Here is a 17539-nt window from a genome sequence, read left to right as displayed (position 1 = left end):
GGCGATGGACATCCTTGCCCAGGTCGCCCACGGCTTCGTCGTCGCCGCCCAGCCGACCAACCTCTGGTTCCTCTTCATCGGCGCGCTGCTCGGCACGGTCTTCGGCATGATGCCGGGGATCGGCGCGTCGACGACCATCGCGCTGCTCCTCCCGGTGACCTTCGGGATGGACCCGCTCCCGGCGCTCATCATGCTGTCGGGCATCTATTACGGCGCGATGTTCGGGGGCGCAGGCTCCGCCATCCTGCTCAACACGCCGGGCACGGCCTCCACCGCGATGACGACGATGGACGGCTACCCGATGGCGCGGAACGGCCGCGGCGGCGCCGCGCTCGCCATCGCCGCGATCGCCTCCTTCTGCGCGGGCACGGTGGGCGTGATCGCCCTCAGCGGGCTCGCCATCCCCCTCAGCATCTTCGCGTTGCGCTTCGGACCCGCCGAATACTTCATGCTCATGATGTTCGCGCTGACCGCCGTCGCCGGCTTCACCGGCCGCTCGGTCTTCAAGGGCCTGCTCTCGGCGGCCCTGGGCCTGATGATCGCGACGGTCGGCGTCGACATGCAGACGATGACCTTCCGCTACACGATGGGCGTGCCGGAATTCCAGAACGGCATCAGCTTCCTCGTGGTGATCGTCGGCCTCTTCGCGATCGCCGAGGTGCTGAGGAACGTCGAGCTTTGGTTCCAGGGCGCCGCCTCGGCGGTGCGCATCAAGGGGCGGCTCTGGTTCACCGCCGACGAATGGCGCCAGGCGCGCGGCGCGATCGGCCGCGGCAGCGTGATCGGCTTTCTGATCGGCGTTCTTCCGGGGACCGGCGGCACGATCGCGACGGTGCTCGCCTATGATTGCGAGCGCAAGGTGTCGCGCCACCCGGAGCGTTTCGGGCACGGCGCGGTGGCGGGCCTCGCCGCGCCGGAGGCGGCCAACAACGCGGCCACCGCCGGCTCGCTCGTGCCGCTCCTCACCCTCGGCGTGCCCGGCTCCGGCACGGCGGCGATCCTGCTCGCCGCCTTCATCATGTACGGCATCCAGCCCGGACCGCTGCTCTTCCAGCACCAGCCGGAACTCGTCTGGGGCCTCATCAACAGCATGTATCTCGGCAACATCATGCTGCTGATCCTCAATCTGCCGCTGATCGGGCTCTTCGTCCGCATCCTCTACATCCCGCCCGGCATCCTGATGGGGCTGATCCTGGTGATCGCCACGGTCGGGACCTATTCGCTCAACAACAGCGTGGTCGATCTCTACCTGCTGCTCGGTTTCGGCGTGCTCGGCTACGTCTTCAGGAAGACGGGTGTCCCGATCCCACCGCTCATCCTCGGCCTCGTGCTGGGCGCCGGGATGGAACAGAACCTCCGACAGGCCATGATCATCTCGGACGGCGACCCGTCGTACCTCGTCGGGAGCCCGATCGCCGCCACCCTGGCCGTCCTGGCGCTCCTGGTCGTCGGCTCCTCCATTGTCACGCCCGTTCTGAAAGCGCGCCGTCGGGCGAGCGGCATTCCGGACGCGGTCGGGAACGGCTCGCCTTGAGCGAGCCATGCGGCCGTTTCGGTCTCAAGCCGGGCTCCGGTGAGTTCGGCAGAAGCAAGGGGAGACGAGAATGGTTGGACACGCATTGAAGAAGGGGCGCGGCGCCAGCAGGCTCGCGGCGCTCGCGCTGCTCGGCGCGGCATGGGCTTTCCCGCACGCGGCTGCGGCCGAATGGGCGCCGACGGAGCCGGTCGAGATCATGGTCCACTCGCGGCCCGGCAGCGCTCCCGACGTCCTCGCCCGCTTCATCCAGAAGATCTGGCAGGAGGAGAAGCTCGTCCCGGTCCCGGTCACGATCAACAACCAGCCGGTGATCTCCGTCGGCTTCGCCTGGCTGAAGCAGCAGGAGGGCAACCCGCACAAGCTGACCGTCTCCAGCACGAGCACCGTCGGCGCCCCCATGACGGGGCAGTCGGAGGTGCACTGGCGCGAGCTCACGCCGATCTCGCTCCTGATGAGCGAGTATATCGGCCTCGCGGTGCATCCCGATTCCGAGATCAAGACGGGTGCGGAGTTCATCGACCGGCTCAAGCAGGACCCGCGCTCGCTGTCGATCGGCTTCGGCGGCAGCCGCGGCAACCCGAACCACACCGGCATCGTGCTGCCGGCGCAGAAGGCGGGCGTGAACCCTGCCGACGTGAAGGTGGTCGTCTACAGTTCCGGCGCGGAGGCGCGCACCGCCGTCCTCGGCAAGCACATCGACGCCCTAACCAACTCCGCCAGCGGCCTCGTCGGACCGCTGCAGGACGGGCAGCTCCGCGTGCTCGCCATCGCGGCGCCGGAGCGGCTCTCCAAACCCTTCCAGGACGTCCCGACCTGGAAGGAGCAGGGCTACGACGTCGTCGATTCCAATTGGCGCTGGATCGGCGGCCCGGGCGGGCTGACGGACGAGCAGATCGCCTATTGGGAGGACGTCGTCGCGAAGATGGTGGAAACGGACGCGTGGAAGGAGATGGTCAAGGCCGACCATGCCGTGACCACCTACCGCAAGCACGACGAGACGCTCGCCTTCTTCGAGGAGCAGGAGACGACCATGCGGGGCGTGCTCGACAATCTCGGCCTCATCACGAAGTGACGACCGGGCGGGCGCCGCACCGCCCGCTCTCCCGTCCGTGCCGGCCGCAGCGGACTCCCGCCGCGGTCGGCCGCGCCTGCAAGACCAGAGCCCCACGCCGCCCGGATGCAGGCCGGCACGGGACCGCAACAAGCCAGCCAGGGTAGGGAAATGCTCCACCAGACGACGAGCCAGTACATCACGAAGGAACGCGTCGCGCAGACGCTCGTGGAAATGGTCAACATCAGCAGCCCGACCGGCGGCGAGGCCGACATGGCCAACTACGTCGTCGACCGGATGCGCAAGGCGGGCCTGGAAACCGAGCTCCAATATGTCAGCGAGGGCCGGCCGAACGCCGTCGGGCATATCAAGGGCACCGGCGGCGGGACGAACCTCCTCTTCACCGGCCACATGGACACCTCCTACGACGGAACGGAGGACTACCTGTCCGGCGACGGCTTCAAGCCGCAGGCGGTCGAGAAGGACGGCTGGATCTGGGGCCTCGGCGCCAGCAACATGAAGAGCGGCCTTGCTTCGGCCCTCGTGGCGGTCGAGGCGATCGCCAGATCGGGGATCCGGCTCGCCGGCGACATCTCCTTCGGCGGCGTCGTCGGCGAGATCGAGAAGACGGCGATCGAGGAGTTCCAGGGCACGAGCTTCGCCGGCTACGGCGTCGGCAGCAAGCACCTCGTCACCCACGGCGTGACCGCCGACTACGCGATCCTGATGGAGCCGACCCAGAACCGGATCAGCCCGGCCAACATGGGCTGCGTCTGGTTCCGCGTCACCGTCACGGGGACGGTGAACCATTCCGCGTTCTCCAGCCGGCCGGGCGTCGTCAACGCGATCACGCTCATGACCGAGCTCTATCCCGACCTCATGGAATGGGGGAAGCGCTACGAGGCGGCACATTCCTTCATGGGCGAGCATCCGAACATCACGCTCGGCGCCATCCGCGGCGGGGCACCGTGGCGACTGTCGCGCAATCCCTATTCCTGCAGCCTCTACATCGAGGCGCGGCTCGTGCCCGGGCAGTCCATCGAGGCGGTCAAGCGCGATCTGCGGTCGGTGCTGAACGGCTTCGCCGAGCGGACCGGCACCGGCGAGCCGGAGCTCTACGTCTACCTGACCGACCCGGCGACCGCGATCTCGGAGGACCTCCCGATCATCGACGCGCTCGGGCAGGCGCAGGCACAGGTGTCGGGCGAACGGAAGCCGTCGATCATCCGCCGCCCGGGCGCCGATGCCGTCCACTTCACCGTGTACGGCGTCCCCTGCGTCTCCTTCGGGCCCGGCGGGCGCGTCCATCCCGACCTGAAGGGCCAGCCGATGCACGTGGTCGGCGAACACGCCAATGTCGATGAACTCGTCACGGCGGCGAACATCTATGTCGCCACCGCGCTGGACCTCTGCAACCGGGCGCCGAGCTGAGCACCGCGCCGGCTGGCGCAAACGACCACGATCCGTGTCCGGCGGGCGCGTACGCCCGCCGCGACGGCCCACGCATCATCCCTTCGCGTCGCCGGCTTCAGTGCGGGCGGCTTCGCCGTACCGTCTGTCGAGCGCGTCGTACAAGTCCTTCCCGACCAGCCGCTGCCGGTCGGCAAAGGAGGCGACAGGCGCGTCCTCATCGAGGCGGCCGTCGGCCTTGAGCCGTGCCAGCGCATTCTGCATGCCGAGGATCGCGCCCTGCAGGGCGGCGTTGGCGTAGAGCACCAGCGCGAAGCCGGCCGCGTCCAGCCTGTCGAAGGGCAAAGCCGGCGTCTTGCCCCCGATCACCACGTTGACCAGCTGCGGGCGCGGCAGCGCCTTCGGCAGCGCGAGAATCTCCGCCTCGCTCACGGGCGCCTCCACGAAGAGCATGTCGGCGCCGGCCTCGGCATAGGCATGGGCGCGCTCCAGCGCCCGCTCGAGCCCCTCCACGCCGCGGGCGTCAGTGCGGGCGAGGATCTGCAGGTTCGGATCCTGCCGGGCGTCGACCGCCGCCTTGATCTTGCCGGCCATCTCGTCGGCGGTCACCAGCGTCTTGCCCTCGAAATGCCCGCAGCGTTTCGGCATGGCCTGATCCTCGATCTGGATCACGCTCGCGCCCGCCCGCTCCAGCACGCGCACCGTGTGGGCCACGTTGAGCGCATTGCCGAAGCCCGTATCGGCGTCGACGACGAGAGGCAGATCGGTCGCGTCGCGGATCGCGCCGGCATGGCTCGCCATCTCGGACAGCCCGACGAAGCCGAGGTCCGGCATGCCGAGGAACATGTTGTTGACGCCGGCACCGGTCAGGTAGACGGCCTCGAACCCCATATCGGCGATGATCCGCGCGGAGAGCGCATTCGCGGCGCCGGGCATCAGGATGGCGCCACCGGCGGCAATACGTGCCTTGAATGCGGCGTTGATCGCGGCGCTCACGCGCGCGCCTCGGCACGGGCCCGCACCCGCGTCGGCAGGCGCGCTTCCGGCACGAGCACGGCGCCCTCGAAGAGCCGCCGCTGCGTCCGGATCACCGTCGCCGACACCGCCTCGGCGACGCCGTCCGCCTCGCGCACCTCGGCCGCGACCGTCAGCGTGCCCGACGGGTGGCCGATCACGATGTCGGCCCCTGGCGCCGCGCCGGCAAGGCGTTCGGCGACGACCGAACCGCTGAGGCGCGCGGCGACGGCGAGGCAGAGAGCCCCGGTGAGCGGAACGGCGCGGTGCGGCTGCCCGACGGAGATCATGCGCACGGCAATGTTGTGCTCGGCCGCCGCCAGGGTGCGACCCGACAGCGTCGGGGCCTGGCATGGAGCGGCCACCATCGCAACCTTCGGCACGCTCAGGATCGCGGCTGCGTCATCGAGCGAGGGTGCGAGCCCCATCGCGACGGAGGCCGCACAGCGGATCGCCTCCAGCCGCTCCATCAGGAGCGCGTCGGCGCCGATCGCGTCGGGAAGCTCCGTTCCGGCGCAGTCGAGCGCCTCCGCCGGCACGAAGACGCAAGGGTTCGCCGCATCGACGAGGCTCGCCTCGACCGTGCCGAGGCCTGCCACCGGAAGCCGGTCGACGGCGTTACCGGTCGGCAAGAGCCGCCCCGTCTTCGCCCCGCCCGGAGCCTCGAATTCGAGCCGCACCGGCGCGCCTGCGCCGGCGACGCCGTCGAGGCGCCAGTCGCCGTCGACCGCCGCCTTGCCGCCTTCGACCGGGAACCGAGCAACAATGATCTTGGCCGTGTTGGTGTTGTGGATGCGGACCACGGCCTCGCCGTCGGCGGGCGCGGCGACAAGCCCTTCGTCGACTGCGAAGGGCCCGATCGCCGACGACATGTTCCCGCAATTGCCGGCGTAGTCCACCTTCGGCGCGGCGATCGCGACCTGGCCGAACGTGTAGTCGACGTCGGCGTCGGGCCGGCTCGGCGGGCCGACGATGCAGATCTTGGAGAGCGAGGACATGCCGCCGCCCATGCCGTCGAGCTGCCGCCCGTTCGGGTCGGGCGAGCCGATCGCGGCAAGGATGATCGCGTCCCGCACCGCCGTGTCGGCGGGAAGGTCGGAAGCATGGAAGACGATCGCCTTCGACGTGCCGCCGCGGATGAACGCGGCCGGGATCCGGATCTGAGGCAAGGAAGTCAATCCTTCTGAATGGCGGTCGCCACGATACGACATTTCGCACGGTCCCGGCGTCCGCCTTGCTGCCCCGAGCGTCGGCGCGGCGGCGCATGGAGCGATTTCGGCGCCCCGCGCGTTGGCTAACGAAAAGCCAATGCCGGAGGTCTTTCATGCACCTTTTCGAGGAGCCGATTCTCGACGATGCAATCAGCATCCTGAGGAACGCCGGGCACAGCGTGGAGGAGGAAACCGATCTTCCGACCGCGCTGCCCGGCCTGTACCGGATCGACAACGGCCCGCCCGTTCCCGTCGACAAGCTGTGCGCGATGGCCCGGAAAGCAGCGCTCCGACGTCCGTTCCGGATGCCGCCGACGCTGCGGGCGTGATCACGGATAGTCCTGCAAGAGCCTGCGATCATGCGGCGAGGCGCAGCCCTTCCGAGGCACGCCTGCCGGTCACGCGGTATCGATCACCATGTCCGGCGTGAGCCGGCGCGGATCGACGCGCAGCTCCAGGATGGTCGGCACGTCGGCGCGGAGCGCGCGCCCCAGTGCATCCGGGAAATCCGCATCGCGCTCGACGAGCTCGCCATGGCCGCCGCACGCCTTGGCGAAGGCGACGAAATCCGGGTTCTCGAGGTCCGTGCCGCTCGGGCGCCCGGGAAAGTGGCGCTCCTGGTGCATGCGGATCGAGCCGTAGAGCCCGTTGTTCACGAGCACCACGACGATCGGCAGTCGGTAGCGGGCCGCGGTGATGAAGTCCGCAGACGCCATCTGGAAGTCGCCGTCGCCGGCAAAGACGATGACGGGACGCTCCGGGTGGTGGAGCTTGGCCGCGACCGCCGCCGGAAAGCCATAGCCCATCGCGCCGGATTTCGGCGCGAGCTGCGTGCCCCGCCGCGCATAGCGGAAGTACCGGTGCAGCCAGATCGCATAGTTGCCGGCGCCGTTCGCGATGATCGCGTCGTCTGCGACGGCCTCGCGGACATGGGCGACGGCCTTCGCGACATCGAGCGGCGCATTGATGCCGGCCGGCGTGCTGTAGGCGAGATAGTCCCGCCGCGCCCCTGCCCGCCATTCCCGCCAGCGCGGGTCCGCGACCGGCGGCAGGGCGGATATCGCCCTCATGAACGGGCCGGCCCCCGAATGGATCGGCAGGCGCGCCTGGTAGACGCGCCCGAGTTCCTCGGCGCCGGGGAAGACATGGACGAGCGCCTGTTTCGGCACGGGCGCCTCGAGCAGCGTGTAGCCGCGCGTCGGCACCTCGCCGAGACGGTCTCCGATCGCGACGATGAGGTCGGCTTCCATGACCCGGCGGGCGAGCGCCGGATTGGTGCCGAAGCTGAGGTCGCCCACATAATGGTCCGACCGGTTGTCGAGGAGGTCCTGCGCCCGGAACGCGGCGGCGACCGGCAGGTCGTTCGCGCGGGCGAACGCGGCGAGCCCCTCGCAGGCCGCATCGTCCCATCCCGAGCCGCCGACGACGATCATGGGCCGCGCCGCCTCCGACAGCATGCGGTGGAAAGCCGCCACGGCCTCCGGCAGCGGAGCCGGCTCCGTCGCGCAATAGCGGCCGGCATCGGACACCCGGCAGCCTTCGCTCAGCACGTCCTCCGGGATCGCTAGCACGACCGGGCCGCGGCGGCCGCTCATGGCGACGCTGAACGCCCGGCTCACCATCTCCGGAATGCGGGCTGGGTCGGTGATCTCCGCCGACCATTTCGTCGTGTCGCCGAACACCTTCGTGTAGTCCATCTCCTGGAACGCCTCGCGGCCGCGATGGCCGCGCGGCACCTGGCCGACGATCAGGACGAGCGGGGTGGAGTCCTGGAACGCGGTGTGGACGGCGATCGCGGCGTGCATGGCGCCCGGCCCGCGGCTGACGATGCAGACCCCCGGCTCGCCGCGGAGCTTGGCGTCGGCCTCCGCCATGTTGGCGGCGTTGGCCTCGTGGCGGCAGACGATGAACCGGATCCCCGCCTCGGCATCGTGAAGCGCGTCGAAGACCGGCAGCGCGCTCTCGCCAGGCACGCCGAAGATCGTGTCCACGCCGTGGCCGCGCAGCGCGTCCACCAGGATCCGGCCGCCATTGCGGGCTGGCGCTTCGGCGCCGCTGGTCTGTTCGCTCATGATATGTCGCCTTGACGCTGGTCGCTTGGAAGAGCGGGACATGGACGAAGCTTTGGCTCAGGCGCAAGGCCTCCGGCGGACTCCGCCGGTGGCGGAAGCGGATTCCTATTCCTGAAAGACCTCCTCCCGGCGGCGGCGGATGGCCGGCATCGCCACGGAGATGAGCAGCGCAACGCTGAGAACCAGCAGCGCCAGGCTGATCGGACGCTCCAGGAACACCATCATGTCGCCGCGCGAGATGATGAGGCTGCGCCGGAAATTCTCCTCGAGCATCGGGCCGAGCACGAAGCCCATCAGGAGGGGCGCGGGCTCGGCGTCGAGCTTGCGCAGCAGGTAGCCGAGGATGCCGAAGCCGATCGTCAGGTAGAGATCGAAGGGCGAGTTGCTGACGGAGTAGATCCCGATCGCGCTGATGACGAGGATGAGCAGGAAGAGCAGGCGGTAGGGGACGAGCAGCAGCCGCACCCAGAGCCCGATCATCGGCAGGTTGATGATCACCAGCATGACGTTGCCGACGAACATGCTGGCGATCAGGCCCCAGAAGAGGTCCGGCTGGCGGGTGAGCACCGTCGGGCCCGGGGTGATGCCGTGCAGGATCAGGGCGCCGACCATCAGCGCCATGGTTGCGCTGGTCGGGATGCCGAGCGTCAGGAGCGGGACGAAGGAGGTCTGGGCGGCCGCGTTGTTCGCCGATTCCGGCGCCGCGACGCCCTCGGGCGCGCCCCGCCCGAAGCGCGTCGGATCCTTCGCCACGCGCTTCTCCAGCGCATAGGCGGAGAAGGCGGCAACCGTCGCGCCGCCGCCCGGCAGGATGCCGAAGGCGGTGCCGAGGAGGGTCCCGCGGGCGATCGCCCAGCGCACGCCCTTCATGACGGCCCAGCTCGGCCAGATCGAGCCGATCCGGCCCGCGTTCAATCCGCGCTGGATGCCCTGCTCGAGGTTGCAGATGACCTCGGCGACGCCGAAGAGCCCCATCGCCATCGCGACGAAGCTCACCCCGTCGTAGAGCTGGCTCGTGCCGAAGGTCAGCCGCTGCTGCCCGGAATTGACGTCGATGCCGACGACGCCGATGAGGAGCCCGAGCAGGATCATGGCGATCGCGCGGATCACCGATCCGTTCGCGAGCACGATGGCCGAGATGAGCCCCAGCACCATCAGCGAGAAGTATTCGGGCGATGCGAAGCGCTGGGCGATGCCGGCGAGCGGCGGCCCCGCGAGCACGATGACCAAGGTGCCGAAACAGCCGGCGATGAAGGAGCCAATGGCGGCGATCGCGAGCGCCTCCCCGGCACGGCCCTGCTGGGCCATCTTGTAGCCGTCGAGCGCCGTCACCACGGAGGTCGATTCGCCAGGTATGTTGACGAGGATCGCCGTGGTCGAACCGCCGTACTGCGCGCCGTAATAGATGCCGGCAAGCATGATGATCGCCGTGGTCGGCTCCAGCGCAAAGGTCGTCGGCAGCAGCAGGGAGATGGTCGCGACCGGCCCGAGGCCCGGCAGCACGCCGATGAGCGTCCCGAGCAGCGCTCCGATCAGGCAGAACATCAGGTTGGTGGGCGTGAGCACGACGGTGAAGCCGTGCCCGAGCAGCGCGAGCACGTCCATCACGGGAAGATCTCCACCGGCACGCCGAGCAGCCGGACGAAGACCACGCTCGACAGCGCGGCGAGCGCGACCGCGAAGGCGAGGCTCTGCAGATAGGCCCGCTCGGGCGAGCCGAGCATCGCGATCGCAACCTGAGCGACGATGGTGACGACGAGGCCGGCCCGGTCGATCAGAAGGGCGAAGGCGAGCAGCGAAAGGCTGACGAAGAGGACGGGCTTGAACTGGAGGCGGTCGACGGCAGCGCCCTGGAACACCAGGCCCCGGCCGATCAGGAACACGCCGATCGCCAGGAGAAGCAGCGAGATCGCAATCGGGAAGTAGCCCGGTCCCATCTGGCGGGCGGTGCCCACCTCCAGGTCCCGCAGGAAGATCATCGCCGCGACGGCGATCGCCGCCAGGAGCAGCCCGGAGAACACGTCCACGGGACCGCGCACACCCGTGCGTCTCATCTCATGTCCCTTCGGCAAAGGTTCGGATCTGCCGCCGCGCGGCATTGGCTTCGGGCTGGCGGGAAACGGGCGGGCCGGCGCAGTGTCGCCGGCCCGAAGCGGACGATTACTTGCTCGCCTCGATCTGCTTCAGGACCTCGGTCCACTGCTCGACCTCGGCCGCGATGCGGTCCCGGTATTCCTGCGGCGTGGTCGAGACGAGGGTGGCGCCGATCTTGGCCATGCTCTCCTTGACGGCCGGATCGGCGGCCATCTCGGCGAGGATGCCGGCCATCCGGCCGACGATCGGCTCCGGCGTCCCGGCGGGCGCCATGATCCCGTTCCACGAGATCGCCTCGAAGCCCGGGGCCACCTCGGACGCGGACGGCAGGTCGGGGAGGTACTCGCTGCGCTCCGCCGAGGTCACCGCCAGGCCCTTCACCGTGCCGGCCTCGATCTGCGGGATCGCGTCGGACATGTTGGTGAAGGAGAGATGAACCTCGCCGGAGACGACCGCCGCCGTCGCCGGCGCGCCGCCCTGGAACGGCACGTGCGTGAAATCGGCGCCGGTCTTCGATTCGAACAGCTCGACCGAATAGTGCATCAGGCCGCCGATGCCGCTCGAGCCGTAGTTCAGCTCGCCGCGATGGGCCTTCCCGTACTCGACGAGCTCGGCCATGTCGTTGGCCGGCACTGACGGGTGCGCGATGACCACCTGCGGGGTCGTGCTCACGATGCTGACCGGGACGAAGCTCTCGACCGGGTCGTAGCTCACCTTCTGCGCGACCGGCGCGATCGAGACGGCGCCCGAGCTGCAGACGCAGAAGGTGTAGCCGTCCGGCTTCGCGCTCGCCACGAGCTCCGTCCCGACGATGCCGCCGGCGCCGCCGCGGTTCTCGACCACGACGGGCTGGCCGAGCTTGGCTTCCACGTATTTCGCCGTGATCCGGCCGACGGAATCGGTGTAGCCGCCGGGCGCGTACGGCACGATGAAGGTGATCGGCTTGGTCGGCCAGTTGTCCTGCGCATGGGCCGCGCCCGCCAGGAGCACGGCGGCCGCCGATGCGCCGATCTTCAGCATGATATTCATCTCGTTCTCCCCTTGCAGATGCAGATCACGGACCGGGCGCCCCTCCCCGGCGCCGGGCCCGTTCGTCCTCAGATGAGGCCGAGCCCGTGCTCGGCCGTGTCGCGGTTCGTGGTGAACTCCGCCGCATCGACCTCGACCGGCGCGAAGGCGACGCGAGAAAAGCGTTCCTTCTCCTCGAACGGCACGGTCGCGTCGATGCCGAGCTTGGCCCGGATGCCGTTGCGGCTCGCGCGCACATATTCGTGGCCGCGCGCCTCCGGCACCACGATCAGGTCGCGCGAGGCTTCCATGCGCGTGGCGAGCGCGTATTCCACGTCGAGCGGGTCGCGGATGTCGATGTCCTCGTCGACGACAATGACGAGATCGAGGTCCTTGAGTGCCCCGAAGGCGGCGAGGATCGCGTTGCGCTGCAGGCCCTCGTGGTGGGCGCCCTGTTTCCGGACCTGGATGACGGCGTGGAAGCGGTGCAGGCCGCCGGCCGTCATTTCCGCGTCGACGACGATCGGAACGGCCGGGCCGAGCACCTTCAGCAGGCTCGCCTCGAGCACGTACTTCCGCAGCATCACGGTCTCGCGGCCATAGCCGTTGATGGCGTGGTAGATCGGCTTCTTGCGATGGGTGACGGCCGTCACCTGCAGCACCGGGGCGTCCGCCGCCGGTGCCGCGAAGCCGACGAACTCCCCGAACGGCCCCTCCATGGCGGCGTCCCGGGCAAGGATGCGGCCCTCGAGCACGATCTCCGTCTCCGCGGGCACCATCAGGTCCTGTGTGACCGCCGGCACCACCGGGAGTGCCCGGCCGGCGAGCCCGCCGGCGACGGCGAGCTCGTCCGCGTTCTCAGGCATCTGGGACCCCATGGTCGCCGCCGTATACTGCAGCGCCAGATCCGTGCCGATGCAGACGACGACGGGCAGGTCCTCGCCCCGCGCCACCGCGCGCTCATAGGCGATGCGAAGGTGGCGGCCGAAATCGAGCTTGATGCCGGTGCGGTCGGGGCCGTGGAGCTGCAGGCGGTGGTAGGACGCGTTGTAGACGCCCGTTTCGGGATCCCGCGCGATGATCACGCTCGCGGTGATGAACCGGCCTCCGTCCGACGGCGCGTGGTGGAGCGCCGGCAGCATGGTGCGAAGGTCGAAGCCGCTCGTGTGGACGACCTCCTGGGCCGGGGCCGTCCGCACGGCCTGCGGCGGGATCGGCCCGCCGAGGGCCCGCGCGACGAACGAGCGGATGCCGCGGTAGTCGATTCCGAAGGCGGCCTCGCAGTTCTCCCGCGCGCCGAGGACGTTGCCGATCACCGGCATGTCGAAGCCGGCGACCTGGGGAAAGAGGACCGCCGGCCCGCCGTCCTTGACCTTCATCAGCGACGCGACTTCGAGATGGGGATCGACGGTCCGGCCGCAGGTCTCGATCCGGCCGGCCTCGGCCATCCGCCGCAGGGCGGAGCGGAAACGGGTGTCGAGCACTCCCGAGTTCTGCATCGGCGATCAAAGCCTCGCGTGACGCGCTCGTCCCGGCCTTCCCGCCGGTCAAGCAGTGTGATATTTCACAGGCATCATAGCGGGACGCGTTTTCGCCGGTCAACCGGAGTCTGAGATGCTGCTGCGCGCGATCGAGCTTTCAGCCCCGCTCGGGCTGCGTCTCCAGGCCCTCGAGGAGGCCAAGCGCCGCATCGCCGCCTTCGACGAGCTCGCCGATCTTGCGCTGCAGGACGAGGAAGTCGCTGCGCCCGAGCGATCCGAAGATGAGGTCGTTCGCCCGGACCTGGGTCGGGCTGAGCCGGGCGAGCCGCGCCCGCCCCTTCTCCGTCAGCCGGAGCAGCACGCGCCGGCGGTCCGACGGGTTCACCGCCTTCGTCACCAGGCCATCCGTCACGAGGCGGTTCACCTCGATCGTCACGAATGCCCCGCTGAGGCGGAGGTGCCGCGCGACCGCATTGATGCCGACACCTTGAACGCCCTGCAGATGCGCAATGGAGATGAGGATCGTATACTGCGCGCCGGTGAGGCCGATCAGGCGGCCGAAGCGGTTGCGCACCTCCTCGAGCCGCGCCGCGAAGGCGAGCATCTCGTGCACGAAGGCGCGGAAGGTCTCGTCGGATCCCGCGACGAGGAGATTGGGCGCAGAAACCGTAGGTTCCAGCGCCACATCCACCCGCTCTGCCGCTCCCTTCGCGTTCGCCAGCACGCCCTCCTTTGGCGCACCGGCCGGACCGCGGCCGCGCACCCCCCGTTGACGCCCCTGCAAGATAGCTTTATCACAAAGGTACTTTCAGACAAGGCAGAACGGATCCGGCTGCGCCAATGACCGTCGGCGATCAGAAAGAGCTTCGCACCGCCCTCGGCCAGTTCGCGACCGGCGTGGCGGTGATCACGGCGCAGGACGCCGCGGGCGGGCTGATCGGCCTGACGATGAGCTCGTTCAATTCCGTCTCGCTCGAGCCGCCGCTGATCCTCTTCAGCGTTGACCGGCGGGCGAACAGCCTGAAGGCGCTGCTCGAGGCGAAGGGCTACGCCGTCAACATTCTCAGCCGCGGCCAGGAAGAGCTTTCGAACCGCTTCGCCAGGGCGCTCTCCGACAAGTGGTCGAACGTCGAGCACAGCCTCGGGCACGCCCAGGCGCCGCTCCTTCACGGCGCGATCGCGCATTTCGAATGTGCGCCTTACGGGCAGCATGACGGCGGCGACCACGTCATCGTGGTCGGCCGCGTGCTGCGCTTCGCCTTCAACCCCGACGCGGAGCCGCTCGTGTTCTTCCGCGGCAAGTATCACAGCCTGAAGAGCGGCGACGAGCGTCCGCCCGAATGGCCGCTGCCCATGCACTACTGACCCCGAGGAAAGGGGAACCGGAGATGACGAGATGAAGACCGGCAAGGAGCACATCGAAGGCCTGCGCGACGGCCGCGCGGTCTATCTGCACGGCAAGCGGGTGGACGACGTCACCACGCATCCGGCCTATCGCAACGCCGTCGCCTCGGTCGGACGCCTGTTCGACTTCGCCTCCGCGGCGGAGAACCGGGACCTGATGACGTTCCAGCCGAAGGACGGCGGCGAGCGCGCCAACCGCATCTGGGAGCTGCCGGGATCGTACCAGGAGCTGGTCAGCCGCCGCGGGGCCCTCGAGGCGTGGACCGGGCTCCATGCCGGCTTCATGGGCCGCGCGCCCGACCACGTCGCCTCCTGCATCGCCGGCATGTACATGGGCGTCGAGGTGTTCGAGGCGTACGATCCGAAGCGGGCGCAGGCGCTCGCCGATTATTACCGCTACGCCCGCGACAACGATCTCTACCTCACCTACGTTATCATCAACCCGCAGGCGGACCGCTCCAAGAGCGCGAGCCAGCAGAAGGACGAGTTCCTGACGGCCGGCGTGGTCGACCGCGACGCGGAAGGCATCACGGTGCGCGGCGCCAAGATGCTCGCCACCGGCGGCGTCATGGCGGACGAGGTCTTCGTTACCTCCATCCAGCCGCTCCAGCCCGGCGACGAGCGCTACGCGATCTCCTTAGCGATCCCGATGAACGCCAAGGGGCTGAAGGTCCTGTCCCGCAAGTCCTACGAGGAGCAGGCGCAGTCGGTCTTCGACAACCCGCTGTCGAGCCGCTTCGACGAGAACGACGCGGTACTCTTCTTCGACGACGTGAAGGTGCCGTGGGAACGCGTCTTCATCGTCGACAATCTCGACATGTGCCAGAAGCAGTTCCACGCGACGCCGGCGCACGTCTACCAGAACTACCAGGCGATGATCCGGCTCTCCGTGAAGCTCCGCTTCCTGCTCGGTCTCGCCCGGAGGATCGCCGACATCAACGGCATCGTCGCCTTCCCGCAGGTGCGCGAGATGCTCGGCCAGCTCGCCGCGGAGGGCGGCATGGTAGACGCGCTCGTCGCCGCGATGGAGGCGAAGGGCACGCAGCGCGGCCCGTATTTCATTCCGGACCGGCACACGCTCTATTCGGCGCAGACGCTGACGCAGCAGCTCTACCCGAAGATCGTCACGACGCTGCGCGAGCTCGCCGGCGGCGGCATGATCATGCTGCCCTCCTCGGTCGAGGACTTCGCCAACCCGGAGCTCGCGGAGCTGATCGGCAAGACGCAGCAGTCCCCGGCGGCGAATTCGCTGGAGCGCGTGAAGTTCTACAAGCTCGCCTGGGACGCGGTCGGCTCCGAGTTCGCCTCGCGCCACACCCAGTACGAGATGTTCTATGCGGGAGCGACCTTCGTCACGAAGGGCCATTCCTTCCGCACCTACGATTGGGACCGTTCGGCGAAGCTCGTCGACGGGATGTTGAACGGCTACAGCCTGGAAGACGAGATCGAGCCGGCCCAGGCGGCCGAGTGAGGGGAGCGGAATGGCAGTCAACAAGAAGCACGACGAGTTCTACGCGATCGACATGGAGAACGGCTGGGAGGTCCCGCCGGGCTATCCCCAGGGCATCGAGCAGAAGATTCTCTCCGGCGCGCTCGACGAGACGAACAAGCGTGGCACGCGCAGCCGGCTGCTCCGCTTCAAGCCGGGCGTCTATACGACCAAGCCGTTCGTCCACGAATACTGGGAGGAGGTCTACCTGATCTCCGGCGACCTCACCGTCGGCAACGACGAGAAGGGCGAGGGCGGCGCCGCCTTCCAGCCGAACACCTATGCGTGCCGGCCCCCCGGCGCCTATCACGGGCCGTTCAAGTCGGAGACGGGCTGCGTGCTCTTCGAGCTGCACTATTACGACCCGGTCTGATCGGACCGCCATGCAGCCGACCCTTGCCGAACTCGCGGCCGCGCTCGACGCCGGCCGCACCACCAGCCGCGCGCTCGTCGATGCGTGCTTCCAACGGATCGAGGACGCCGAGGGCGAAGGCGCGCGCGCCTTCACCCGTACCGACCGGGAGGCGGCGCTCGCCGCCGCCGCCGCGATGGACACGCTGCGCGCGGCGGGGCTCGCGCCGTCGCCTTATGCCGGCATTCCGATCTCGGTGAAGGACCTCTTCGACTTGAAGGGCGAGCCGACGCCGGCGGGATCGACGATCTTCGCGGAAGCCGAGCCGGCGGCCGCCGACGCGCCGGCCATCGCGCGCCTCCGCCGCGCCGGCTTCGTCGTGGTGGGGCGCACGAACATGACCGAGTTCGCCTTCTCCGGGCTCGGGCTCAACCCGCATCACGGCACGCCTCGGAACCCGTGGGACCGCGATGTCGGGCGCATCCCGGGTGGCTCCACCTCCGGCGGCGCGGTTTCCGTCACCGACGGCATGGCGCATGCCACGATCGGGACCGACACCGGCGGTTCGTGCCGGATACCCGCCGCGCTGACGGGCATCGTCGGCTTCAAGCCGACCGCCGCGCGCATTCCGCTCGACGGCGCGTTCCCGCTCTCCCCGTCGCTCGATTCGGTCGGCCCGCTTGCCCGCAGCGTCGCCTGCACGGCCGCGCTGGACGCGATCATGGCCGGCGACGAGACGGACGTCTTCCCCCGTGCGAGTGTCGCGGGCCTTCGGCTGGCGGTGCCCCAGACGCTCGTGCTCCAGGGCATGGACCAGAAAGTCTCCGACGATCTCGACCGGGCGCTCGGCCGGCTCGCGCGAGCCGGTGCCACCGTCGAGGAGCTGGAGCTCGGCGTGCTCTCCGACATGCTGGAGATCAACGCCAGGGGCGGCTTCCCCGCGGCCGAAGCCTATGCCGCCCACCGCGGCTTCATCGAGGAAAGGGCGGCGGACTACGACCCGCGCGTCCTTGTCAGGATCCGGCGCGGCGCGAACCAGAATGCCGCCGACTACATCGATCTCCTGGCTGCGCGGCGACGCTTCCGCGCCGAAGTGCTCGCCGGGTTCGCCGGCTACGACGCGCTCGTCCTGCCGACGGTCCCGATCGTCGCGCCGACGCTCGCCGAGCTCGAGGACGACGACGCCTTCACGGCGATCAATCTCTCGGTGCTGCGCAATCCCACCGTCGCCAACATGATCGACGCCTGCGCGATCTCGGTGCCGATGCACGAGGCCGGCACGGCGCCGACTGGCCTGATGCTGGTCGGCCGCCCGGGCGTTGACCGGGCGCTGCTCGCCGACGCCGCCGCCGTCGAGGCCGTGGTCTCGCCGCGCGTTTGACCTGCATTCGGCGCGCCGGCGAGGCGCGCCGAACA

Annotated in this window: 16 protein-coding genes; 8 read left to right on the top strand and 8 right to left on the bottom strand. The window is 69.3% G+C overall.

The features are described 5' to 3' along the window. Nucleotides 1-4 precede the first annotated feature (4 nt). From ACUN0C_RS12195 to ACUN0C_RS12185, 3 genes are all read left to right on the top strand, one after another. The gene (locus ACUN0C_RS12195) at nucleotides 5-1534 is read left to right on the top strand and encodes a tripartite tricarboxylate transporter permease (protein ID WP_445466644.1); all 1530 of its coding nucleotides are present in this window, start codon (nucleotides 5-7) and stop codon (nucleotides 1532-1534) included. Nucleotides 1535-1604: 70 nt separating this feature from the next. Then, nucleotides 1605-2609, top strand: coding sequence for a tripartite tricarboxylate transporter substrate binding protein (locus ACUN0C_RS12190; RefSeq protein ID WP_445466643.1), 1005 nt, complete (start codon nucleotides 1605-1607; stop codon nucleotides 2607-2609). A 150-nt stretch (nucleotides 2610-2759) separates the two neighbouring features. Further along, entirely contained in the window at nucleotides 2760-4019 is a 1260-nt protein-coding gene (locus ACUN0C_RS12185; protein WP_445466642.1) for a M20 family metallopeptidase, read from the top strand. 75 nt (nucleotides 4020-4094) lie between these two features. On the opposite strand, the gene ACUN0C_RS12180 is transcribed toward ACUN0C_RS12185, so the two are convergent. Further along, entirely contained in the window at nucleotides 4095-4994 is a 900-nt protein-coding gene (locus ACUN0C_RS12180; protein ID WP_445466641.1) for an isocitrate lyase/PEP mutase family protein, read from the bottom strand. Continuing rightward, nucleotides 4991-6190, bottom strand: coding sequence for a 2-methylaconitate cis-trans isomerase PrpF family protein (locus tag ACUN0C_RS12175; protein ID WP_445466640.1), 1200 nt, complete (start codon nucleotides 6188-6190; stop codon nucleotides 4991-4993). Before ACUN0C_RS12175 ends, ACUN0C_RS12180 begins: the two co-directional genes overlap by 4 nt. Before the next feature lie 146 nt (nucleotides 6191-6336). Here ACUN0C_RS12175 and ACUN0C_RS12170 point away from each other — a divergent pair, with 146 nt between their 5' ends. After that, nucleotides 6337-6552 carry a hypothetical protein gene (locus ACUN0C_RS12170; RefSeq protein ID WP_445466639.1) on the top strand — a complete coding sequence of 72 codons (216 nt, stop codon included), beginning with the start codon at nucleotides 6337-6339 and terminating at the stop codon, nucleotides 6550-6552. 69 nt (nucleotides 6553-6621) lie between these two features. On the opposite strand, the gene ACUN0C_RS12165 is transcribed toward ACUN0C_RS12170, so the two are convergent. The 6 genes from ACUN0C_RS12165 to ACUN0C_RS12140 form a co-directional block, all read right to left on the bottom strand. Then, the gene (locus tag ACUN0C_RS12165) at nucleotides 6622-8295 is read right to left on the bottom strand and encodes a thiamine pyrophosphate-binding protein (protein WP_445466638.1); all 1674 of its coding nucleotides are present in this window, start codon (nucleotides 8293-8295) and stop codon (nucleotides 6622-6624) included. 105 nt (nucleotides 8296-8400) lie between these two features. Beyond that, nucleotides 8401-9900 carry a tripartite tricarboxylate transporter permease gene (locus tag ACUN0C_RS12160; RefSeq protein ID WP_445466709.1) on the bottom strand — a complete coding sequence of 500 codons (1500 nt, stop codon included), beginning with the start codon at nucleotides 9898-9900 and terminating at the stop codon, nucleotides 8401-8403. Then, the gene (locus ACUN0C_RS12155; protein ID WP_445466637.1) at nucleotides 9900-10349 is read right to left on the bottom strand and encodes a tripartite tricarboxylate transporter TctB family protein; all 450 of its coding nucleotides are present in this window, start codon (nucleotides 10347-10349) and stop codon (nucleotides 9900-9902) included. Before ACUN0C_RS12155 ends, ACUN0C_RS12160 begins: the two co-directional genes overlap by 1 nt. 106 nt (nucleotides 10350-10455) lie before the next feature. Next, nucleotides 10456-11418: a Bug family tripartite tricarboxylate transporter substrate binding protein gene (locus ACUN0C_RS12150; RefSeq protein WP_445466636.1), complete on the bottom strand. Its 963-nt coding sequence runs from the start codon at nucleotides 11416-11418 to the stop codon at nucleotides 10456-10458. 68 nt (nucleotides 11419-11486) lie between these two features. Next, nucleotides 11487-12881 (bottom strand): UbiD family decarboxylase, encoded by a 1395-nt coding sequence (locus ACUN0C_RS12145; protein WP_445466635.1) that lies wholly within the window; start codon nucleotides 12879-12881, stop codon nucleotides 11487-11489. A 154-nt stretch (nucleotides 12882-13035) separates the two neighbouring features. Beyond that, nucleotides 13036-13602, bottom strand: coding sequence for a MarR family winged helix-turn-helix transcriptional regulator (locus ACUN0C_RS12140; protein ID WP_445466634.1), 567 nt, complete (start codon nucleotides 13600-13602; stop codon nucleotides 13036-13038). A 116-nt stretch (nucleotides 13603-13718) separates the two neighbouring features. Between ACUN0C_RS12140 and ACUN0C_RS12135 the strand changes: the two genes are divergently transcribed. The 4 genes from ACUN0C_RS12135 to ACUN0C_RS12120 are packed head-to-tail and all read left to right on the top strand — an operon-like array spanning nucleotide 13719 to nucleotide 17504. Further along, nucleotides 13719-14243, top strand: coding sequence for a flavin reductase family protein (locus ACUN0C_RS12135; RefSeq protein ID WP_445466633.1), 525 nt, complete (start codon nucleotides 13719-13721; stop codon nucleotides 14241-14243). Between the two features lie 31 nt (nucleotides 14244-14274). Next, a complete protein-coding gene (locus ACUN0C_RS12130; RefSeq protein WP_445466632.1) occupies nucleotides 14275-15753 on the top strand; it encodes a 4-hydroxyphenylacetate 3-hydroxylase family protein in 1479 nt (492 codons plus the stop codon). 10 nt (nucleotides 15754-15763) lie between these two features. Beyond that, nucleotides 15764-16144, top strand: coding sequence for a cupin domain-containing protein (locus tag ACUN0C_RS12125; protein WP_445466631.1), 381 nt, complete (start codon nucleotides 15764-15766; stop codon nucleotides 16142-16144). Between the two features lie 10 nt (nucleotides 16145-16154). Continuing rightward, nucleotides 16155-17504 (top strand): amidase, encoded by a 1350-nt coding sequence (locus ACUN0C_RS12120; RefSeq protein ID WP_445466630.1) that lies wholly within the window; start codon nucleotides 16155-16157, stop codon nucleotides 17502-17504. Nucleotides 17505-17539: the final 35 nt, after the last annotated feature.

This window comes from Faunimonas sp. B44 (assembly GCF_052655945.1).
Note: the sequence above shows the minus strand (reverse complement) of the source record. Positions and strands in the feature narration are given on the sequence as shown.